Source organism: Accumulibacter sp. (assembly GCF_029255145.1).
Lineage (GTDB): Bacteria > Pseudomonadota > Gammaproteobacteria > Burkholderiales > Rhodocyclaceae > Accumulibacter.
The window spans coordinates 43,435-50,768 of record NZ_JAPUVQ010000118.1 but is presented as its reverse complement, the minus strand read 5'-3'; the positions used below and the strand labels follow the sequence as shown (position 1 = coordinate 50,768).

General features: G+C 64.4%; 6 protein-coding genes. 5 read left to right on the top strand and 1 reads right to left on the bottom strand.

Annotated features, from left to right (window positions below):
- Positions 1–64: 64 nt before the first annotated feature.
- Complete coding sequence (locus tag Q1L50_RS13775; RefSeq protein WP_366145241.1) at positions 65–580, top strand: EAL domain-containing protein; 516 nt, start codon at positions 65–67, stop codon at positions 578–580.
- 21 nt (positions 581–601) lie between these two features.
- Here Q1L50_RS13775 and Q1L50_RS13770 read toward each other — a convergent pair whose 3' ends face one another.
- Positions 602–2,926 carry an SUMF1/EgtB/PvdO family nonheme iron enzyme gene (locus tag Q1L50_RS13770; RefSeq protein ID WP_300339676.1) on the bottom strand — a complete coding sequence of 775 codons (2,325 nt, stop codon included), beginning with the start codon at positions 2,924–2,926 and terminating at the stop codon, positions 602–604.
- A gap of 196 nt (positions 2,927–3,122) precedes the next feature.
- Here Q1L50_RS13770 and Q1L50_RS13765 point away from each other — a divergent pair, with 196 nt between their 5' ends.
- The 4 genes from Q1L50_RS13765 to Q1L50_RS13750 all read left to right on the top strand — a co-directional run bounded on the left by Q1L50_RS13765 (position 3,123) and on the right by Q1L50_RS13750 (position 7,284).
- A complete protein-coding gene (locus tag Q1L50_RS13765; protein ID WP_300339674.1) occupies positions 3,123–3,833 on the top strand; it encodes a glutathione S-transferase N-terminal domain-containing protein in 711 nt (236 codons plus the stop codon).
- 199 nt (positions 3,834–4,032) lie between these two features.
- The gene (locus Q1L50_RS13760) at positions 4,033–4,881 is read left to right on the top strand and encodes an alpha/beta hydrolase (protein WP_300339672.1); all 849 of its coding nucleotides are present in this window, start codon (positions 4,033–4,035) and stop codon (positions 4,879–4,881) included.
- A gap of 169 nt (positions 4,882–5,050) precedes the next feature.
- Positions 5,051–5,599 carry an inorganic diphosphatase gene (ppa, locus tag Q1L50_RS13755; protein ID WP_300339670.1) on the top strand — a complete coding sequence of 183 codons (549 nt, stop codon included), beginning with the start codon at positions 5,051–5,053 and terminating at the stop codon, positions 5,597–5,599.
- Between the two features lie 74 nt (positions 5,600–5,673).
- On the top strand, positions 5,674–7,284 hold the full coding sequence (locus Q1L50_RS13750) for an NAD+ synthase (protein WP_300339668.1): 1,611 nt from the start codon (positions 5,674–5,676) through the stop codon (positions 7,282–7,284).
- The last annotated feature ends 50 nt before the right edge of the window (positions 7,285–7,334 follow it).

Genomic DNA, 7,334 nt, shown 5'->3' with positions numbered 1-7,334 from the left:
TCCTCCTTGCACTCCTAGCGACGCTTGGTCTATGCCATACGAAAATTATGGCCTTCGAAATAAAGTGCTACTCGCAATTCCGGAATTCTACCTACATTCCCGGCCGGGATCAGGAAATCTGAACCTGTGCGAAATGATCGCCACCACGCTCGCCGAGTCCGGCCTACCGCCGTCGGCGCTTGAACTCGAACTGACCGAGAGCCTCTTGATGGACGACCCGGAGAGCGCCTCGACGCTCCTGCGCGCGCTTGCCGGGCTGGGCATCCGGATGGCGATCGACGATTTCTGCACCGGCTACTCGAGCCTTGCCTACCTCAAACGCTTCCCGGTCGCGCGCCTGAAGATCGATCGATCGTTCGTCCGCGACCTGTGCAGCGATGCCAACGACGCGGCGATTGTCCGAGCCGTCGTCGCGATGGCCGCTAGCCTGCGGATGGAAGTCATTGCCGAGGGCGTCGAGACCGTCGAGCAACTGCAGTTTCTGCAGGCACACGGCTGCTTCGAGGTTCAGGGCTTCCTGTTCAGCCCGCCGCTGCCGGCGGCGGACCTTGCCGGTTTCCGGTTCGCCCTTCCCGTTTGAGCCCGGGGCGCTGCCTGCCGCCTATTCCAGCGAAGCGGCAAGGACCACCCGAAAGCCGATGTCGCCGTCACGGTCGCCAGGAGGGAAGTAGTCGCGCTTGGCAGCACGCAGATCACCCGGGAAATCGAGCCACGACCCACCGCGCAGCGCCCGCGGGTTGTCACCACCGATCTGCGTGTTGGCGGGAAGATGGTACTCGTTGAGACACCACTCCCAGACGTTTCCGGCAAGATCGGCGACCATCCCTTCGCCCGGCGCGCCGAGCGGATACATCCCGACCGCCATCGTTCTGCCGGCTCCGCTTTCATGGCCGTTGGCGCGCGCCGGGTTCCAGTCGCCGGGCCATGGGTACTTGCGCTTTTCGTTGCCGGCCTGGGCAACCCACTGCCATTCCCACTCGGTCGGCAGGCGTACGGTCTCCGGCCCCGGCAATTGCCACCGTTCGCTCAGCCAGCGGCAAAAGGCGACCGCATCGCTCCACGAGACGTGGATCGCCGGATGGTTCTGGAAGCTCCAGCGCTCTTCTCCAGGCTGCTTGCGCTGTACCAGCTTCCGCCACCAGCGGCGGTCGTGGTAGCCATCCTCGGCGTTGAGGAAAGCGTTGTACTGCTGCCAGGTGACGGCGTACCGAGACATTCTGAAGGGCCGGACCGGGAATAGCTCGCCACCCCGCCCTTCGAGATGCACTTCGCCCGCCGGCACGTCAACCCAGACTATTTCCGGCAGTCCGTTGGCGGCCACGCCAACACCTCGTCTGGGGTCCCCCATCTGATTGAGCCGCAGGCCAATCTCCTCGCGCCGATGATGCTGCGCCGCATCATCGGCCAGCTCTTCGAGTAGCTGCAGCGGCTCAGGCCGCAGGAAAGCGCGCAGCGGATCTCCCAGTTTGCCGGACAGCACCCGCCAGGCCTCGATGCCCGGATCGTGGAAGTCAGGGTCGGCTGGCGCGGGTAGGTGACTGAGCTCGAGCAGGGCCAGCAGGGCCGGCTTCTGACGCTCCCAGCTCCAGCGCAGCAGGTCAGCGTCCCTGGTCTGAGCACCCGGCGACTGGATCCCGTCGTGGGCGACCGCTTTCTGCCATTCTCGCGCCGCCTGTTTGGCCTGCCAGCTCAGCGAAAGACTGTCGCTGTAGCGGGCGCACCATTGACGAAGACGCGGCCAGTGACCAAGCAGCGTTTCGTGGGCGAGTTCGACGTGCTGATCATCCGGGTCGCTTAGGAAGCCCTGGCGGCGCAGCGCATCGACCAGACGCCCGACCTGCCGGTCCGCGCGCAGCGGTCCAATCGCGGCCGCCCGACGTCTCGGCAGTTCGTCGATCACGGTCGCCAGTTCGGCAAAAAGGCGGCCGCAGGCAAGTTCAAGTTCAGGTTCGCTAGCGATCAATCGTTCGATTCCGGCGGCTGCGCTATCGACGATGCTTTCCAGGCCGCCCATGCGCTGGTAGGCAGCAAGGGTCAGTCCCTGCCCGGTGTCGCGCTGGTGGAAGAGTTGTTCGAGGGTCAGGGCGATCAGCGGTAGCGCACCCTTGGTGGCGCTCGACGCCGAGATCAGAGTCGCAACGAGTTCGGGCTGAACCGGCACGCCATAGGCACCGGCAGGACCGGTGATGATCGCCTGCAGCTGCTCGTCCGAGCGGACCGCTTCAAGAGCCACCAGGGAGCGCCGAAACAGGTCTTCGCCGAGCCACTCCAGCAGCCGGGCGGTGAATTCACTGCGCAGCGTCAGCACCAGGTACAGATCGTCACGCTCGAGCAGGCGTGCGCACAGCAGGCGGAAGCGAAGCGCGCTTGCCGGCGAGGTGTGCGTAAACAGGTCCTCGGCCTGGTCAACCAGCAGTAGCACCGGGCGACCCCATTGCCCCAGCAGATCGACGCTGGCGGCGGCCAGCTGCTCGTCGACCTGTGGCGACTCGACCGGGTCTGCGAGCAGTCGTTGCAGACGATCAGCCGCCGGGCGCATGGATTCGGCCGCTTCGCCAGGCTCCCCGGCCAGCACCTCGCGACAAAGCGCGTCGGCAAGCTGCCGGAAAGGACTGCCCTGTGGCTCGAAACGCAGGTAGCTCAAGTGCCTGATCTGCTCGCCCAGGCGCGGGACGACGCCGGCGGCGACCAGTGACGACTTGCCGGTACCCGAACGGCCGACAACGCTGATCAGCCGCGTCTCGGCAAGGCGGGCAAGGATCCGCTTGCTATCGTCGTCGCGCCCGAAGAACAAGCGGTGTCCTTCGGGCTTGAACGCCGCCAGCCCTGGATAGGGATTGGCAATCGGCGCCGACGGTTCGCTCCCGGGCGCGGCGATTTCGTCGAGCACCTTGCCGCGGTGTGGTGCGGGTGAACCGTGAGTCATTTCACATCCAGTCCCTGGCGACATCCTGAAAACATCATAAGCCGAATGCCGCACGTTCGAAAGCCGACCACAGCGGACGAGCGGGGCGCCGAGCGCGCCACGCATCGGTGGCGAGCGGCGATTGCTGTAAGATGGCCACGACCATTGTTGCGCGTTCCCCACACCCACTTCGAACATCACTCAGGAGGCGACCGGAATGATCGATCTCTACACCGCCGCAACACCGAACGGACACAAGATCTCGATTGCGCTCGAGGAACTCGCGCTGCCTTACGAGCTGCACATGCTGAGCCTTTCGGAGCGAGAACCGAAGCAGCCGTGGTTCCTGGCGATCAATCCTAACGGCCGCATCCCGGCGATCATCGACCGCGCGGCAGACGATTTCGCGGTCTTCGAATCCGGCGCCATTCTGATCTACCTGGCCGAAAAGACCGGTCAGCTGATGCCGGATGACAGCAAGGGCCGCTCGTTGGTCATCCAGTGGCTGATGTTCCAGATGGGCGGCATCGGGCCGATGATGGGCCAGGCCAACGTCTTTTTCCGCTACTTTCCGGAAAAGATCCAGCCCGCCATCGACCGCTACCAGGGTGAGTGCAGGCGGCTTTTTCGCGTCCTCGACGGTCGTCTCAAGGATCACGAATTTCTCGCCGGCGACTACTCGATCGCCGACATCGCCAACTGGGCCTGGGTGCGCACGCATCGCTGGTCGGGCGTGGACATCGATGATCTGCCCCATCTGCAACGCTGGCGCGACCAAATCCGCCAGCGTCCGGCCGTGCAGAAGGGGATCAATTCCCCCCCTGCGGCCATCGACCGCGACAGCGACGGCGAGCAGGCGCAGAAGTTTGCCGCCGAGGCGCGTCAGATGGTCGAAATGGGAGAGTCACGCCAGAGCAGGGGCTGCTGAGCGCAAGCGAACGGCAGGGCGTCACGCGGTCGTGCTCAATGGGCCACCCTGTTTGCTCTCGTCGCCACCGCGTGACGATCATGAAACCAGTCGTCCCGGCACGCGCGTCCGAATCCGCACCGAGACCTGCTTGTGATCGCCGAGCCCCTCGCCCCCAGCCCGGATATGGAAAGTAGCCACGCGCTTTCGGAGACTACGCATGACCAAACGCCAGATCCACACCATCCAGCGCCCACCGCGCACCCCCTCGAACGGCCCGCCGCTGCTCTTTCTGCACGGTGGCTACATGGACAGCCGGTCGTGGGACGCGCACTTCCTTCCCTATTTTGCGGAACGTGGCCACCACTGCCACGCGCTGGACTTCTCGGGGCATGGCCGGAGTGACGGGCATGCCGATCGGGACGCGCTGAGTGTCGACGATTACCTGGCCGACTCACTGCAGGTGATCGGTGCCATCGGCAGGAAACCGGTGGTCATCGGGCATTCGATGGGCGCCTTGATCGCCGAACGTATCCTGGAACGGTCGCAAGCAGTGGCCGGCGTCCTGATCTCGCCGGTGCCGGCCAACGGGACGCTGGAGTCTGCGATGAAACTCCTGCTGCGCTACCCGCAGTTTCTTCGCGAAGTCGCGAATATAGGCAGGGGGCGGGTCAGCGCGCAGGCGCTGCGCCTGCTCAAGGAGGTCTATTTCTCGCCCACCACGACGCCGGAAACGCTGCTGCGCTTTACGGAACTGGTTCAGCCTGAATCTGTGCGGGCGATCTGCGACCTGACGCTGGTCGGCTGGAGGTGGCCCGCGAGGCGGCCGGAGCTGCCTGTCCTGGTGGTCACCGGCGAACTGGACACGGTCTTTCCGCCATCGATGATCCTGCCTGTAGCCAAGCGCTGGAACGCCGAACTGCAGATCGTTGCCGATACCGGCCACGCGCTGATTCTCGACGAGCACTGGCAAACCGGCGCGGCTGGCGTTCTCGGCTGGCTGCAAGGACTCGACACGGCACAGGCACGCTTCTCCGGATCGGCGCAGCAGTTGCCCTGCGGGGTCTGAAGAAGTTCACCGGGCAACCCCGCCGTCGGCCGCGCGCGCCTGCCACGCAGTCCTTGTGACCGATGGTTTGCGAGGTCTCGCCAGCCATGTCCACGCTCCGCCAGAGAGTAACCCGTGCAACGTTTGGCGCGTATAATGCGCTCTTCCGCAACCAGTAAAGGGAACTCGCATGGGCCTAGATCGCGTGCCCCCCGGCAAATCGCTCCCCAATGATTTCAACGTCGTCATCGAAATCCCGATGCACGCCGATCCGGTCAAGTACGAAGTCGACAAGGAGAGCGGGCAGGTCTTCGTCGATCGCTTCATGGCCACCGCCATGCACTACCCCTGCAACTACGGTTACATTCCGCACACCATCGCTGGTGACGATGACCCGGTCGACGTCCTGGTCGTCACGCCGTTTGCCCTGCACCCCGGGGTCGTCGTACGCTGCCGGCCGATCGGCATGCTGGCGATGGAAGATGAGGCAGGACAGGACGGCAAGCTGCTGGCTGTTCCGGTGGACAGCCTGACGGCGATGTACCGCGACATCGAGTCACCGCGCGACTTTCCGCAGGTGATCCTCGATCAGATCGCTCATTTCTTTGCCCACTACAAGGATCTGGAGCGGGGCAAGTTCGTCAAGGTCGCCGGCTGGCTCGGTAGCGACGAAGCCAAGAAGGAAATCATGGAAGGTGTGGCGCGCTACAATTCAGCTAAAGAGAAGCCGAACTATTAGACGGGTCTCTTCCTGACTCTTCCTCACTTTGACCAAGGGGCGCGCAAGCGCCCTTTTCGCTGGGGCCTGCACCGATGTCTCTCAAGATTGCCATTGCCCAGATCAACGCCACGGTCGGCGACTTCACCGGCAACGCGGAGCGGATCCTCGACTTCGCCGAACGCGCCCGGGCGCAAGGTGCCGACCTGCTGCTGACGCCGGAACTGGCGCTCTGCGGGTACCCGCCCGAGGACCTGTTGCTGCGCGAGGATTTCAGCGCCGCCTGCGAAAGTGAGCTCGATGCCCTGGTCACCCGGATCAAGGGAATTGCCGTCCTGGTCGGCCACCCAGAGCGGCGCGGCGAGCGCTGCTACAACGCGGCGACGCTGATCAGCGACGGCGCGCGGGTAGCAACTTATTACAAACAGCGCTTGCCGAGCTACGAGGTCTTCGACGAAGAACGCTATTTCGCTTCCGGTGAGGGCCCCTGCGTCCTGACGCTCAAGGGCGTGCGCTGCGGCGTGAATATCTGTGCCGACGTCTGGGAAGCCGGGGCCGCCGATCTGGCCCGCGCAGCCGGCGCCGAGATCCTGCTGGTCCTCAACGCCTCGCCCTACCACATCGGCAAGCGCGAGCGACGTACCGAAGTCCTGCGCCAGCGCGTCGCCAGCACCCGTCTGCCGGTGGTCTATGTCAATCTGGCCGGCGGACAGGACGAACTGGTATTTGACGGCGGCTCGTTTGTCCTCGACTCGAACGGCACGGTGTGCTGGCAACTGCCGCAGTTCGAGGAGGCGCTGGCGATCGTGGACTTCGTCGATGGCGAACCACGCCCGGGAACAATCGTTGCGGCACCCGGCATTGAAGCCGAAGTCTACCAGGCGCTGGTTCTCGGCGTCCGCGACTATCTTGGCAAGAACGGCTTCCCCGGCGCGATCATCGGTCTGTCGGGCGGCATCGACTCGGCTCTGACGCTGTGCATCGCGGTCGACGCGCTGGGCGCCGAGCGGGTGCGTGCGGTGATGATGCCCTCGCCGTATACCGCCGATATCAGCCTTTCCGAGTCACGCGAGATGGTCCGCCTGCTCGGCATTCGCTACGACGAGATCGCCATCGAGCCGGCAATGAAGACCTTCGCCGCGATGCTCCAGCAACAGTTCGCCGGTCTGCCGGCCGACACCACCGAAGAAAACCTGCAGGCCCGGATCCGCGGCATGATTCTGATGGCCCTGTCGAACAAGACCGGCGCGCTGGTTCTGACCACCGGCAACAAATCGGAGATGGCCGTCGGTTACTGCACGCTCTACGGCGACATGGCCGGCGGCTTCGCGGTCATCAAGGACATCGCCAAGACCTGGGTCTATCGCCTGTCACGCTGGCGCAACACCTGCTCGCAGATGATTCCCGAGCTGATCATCAGCCGTCCGCCGTCGGCCGAGTTGAAGCCCGGCCAGACCGATCAGGATAGTCTTCCCCCCTACGAAGTGCTCGACGCGATCGTCGAGGCGTACATGGAAAAGGACATCAGTCCGCGCGAGATCATCGCCCGCGGTCATGCCGAAGCCGACGTGCGCCGGGTGGTCCACCTGCTCAAGATCAGTGAATACAAGAGACGCCAGGCGCCGGTGGGGATCCGCGTGACGCAGCGCGGCTTCGGCAAGGACTGGCGCTATCCGATCACCAACCGCTACCGCGATCCGTATTGATGCTCCGTACGAATCGTTTATCGATGGCCGATTTCTGATACGATTTCCTT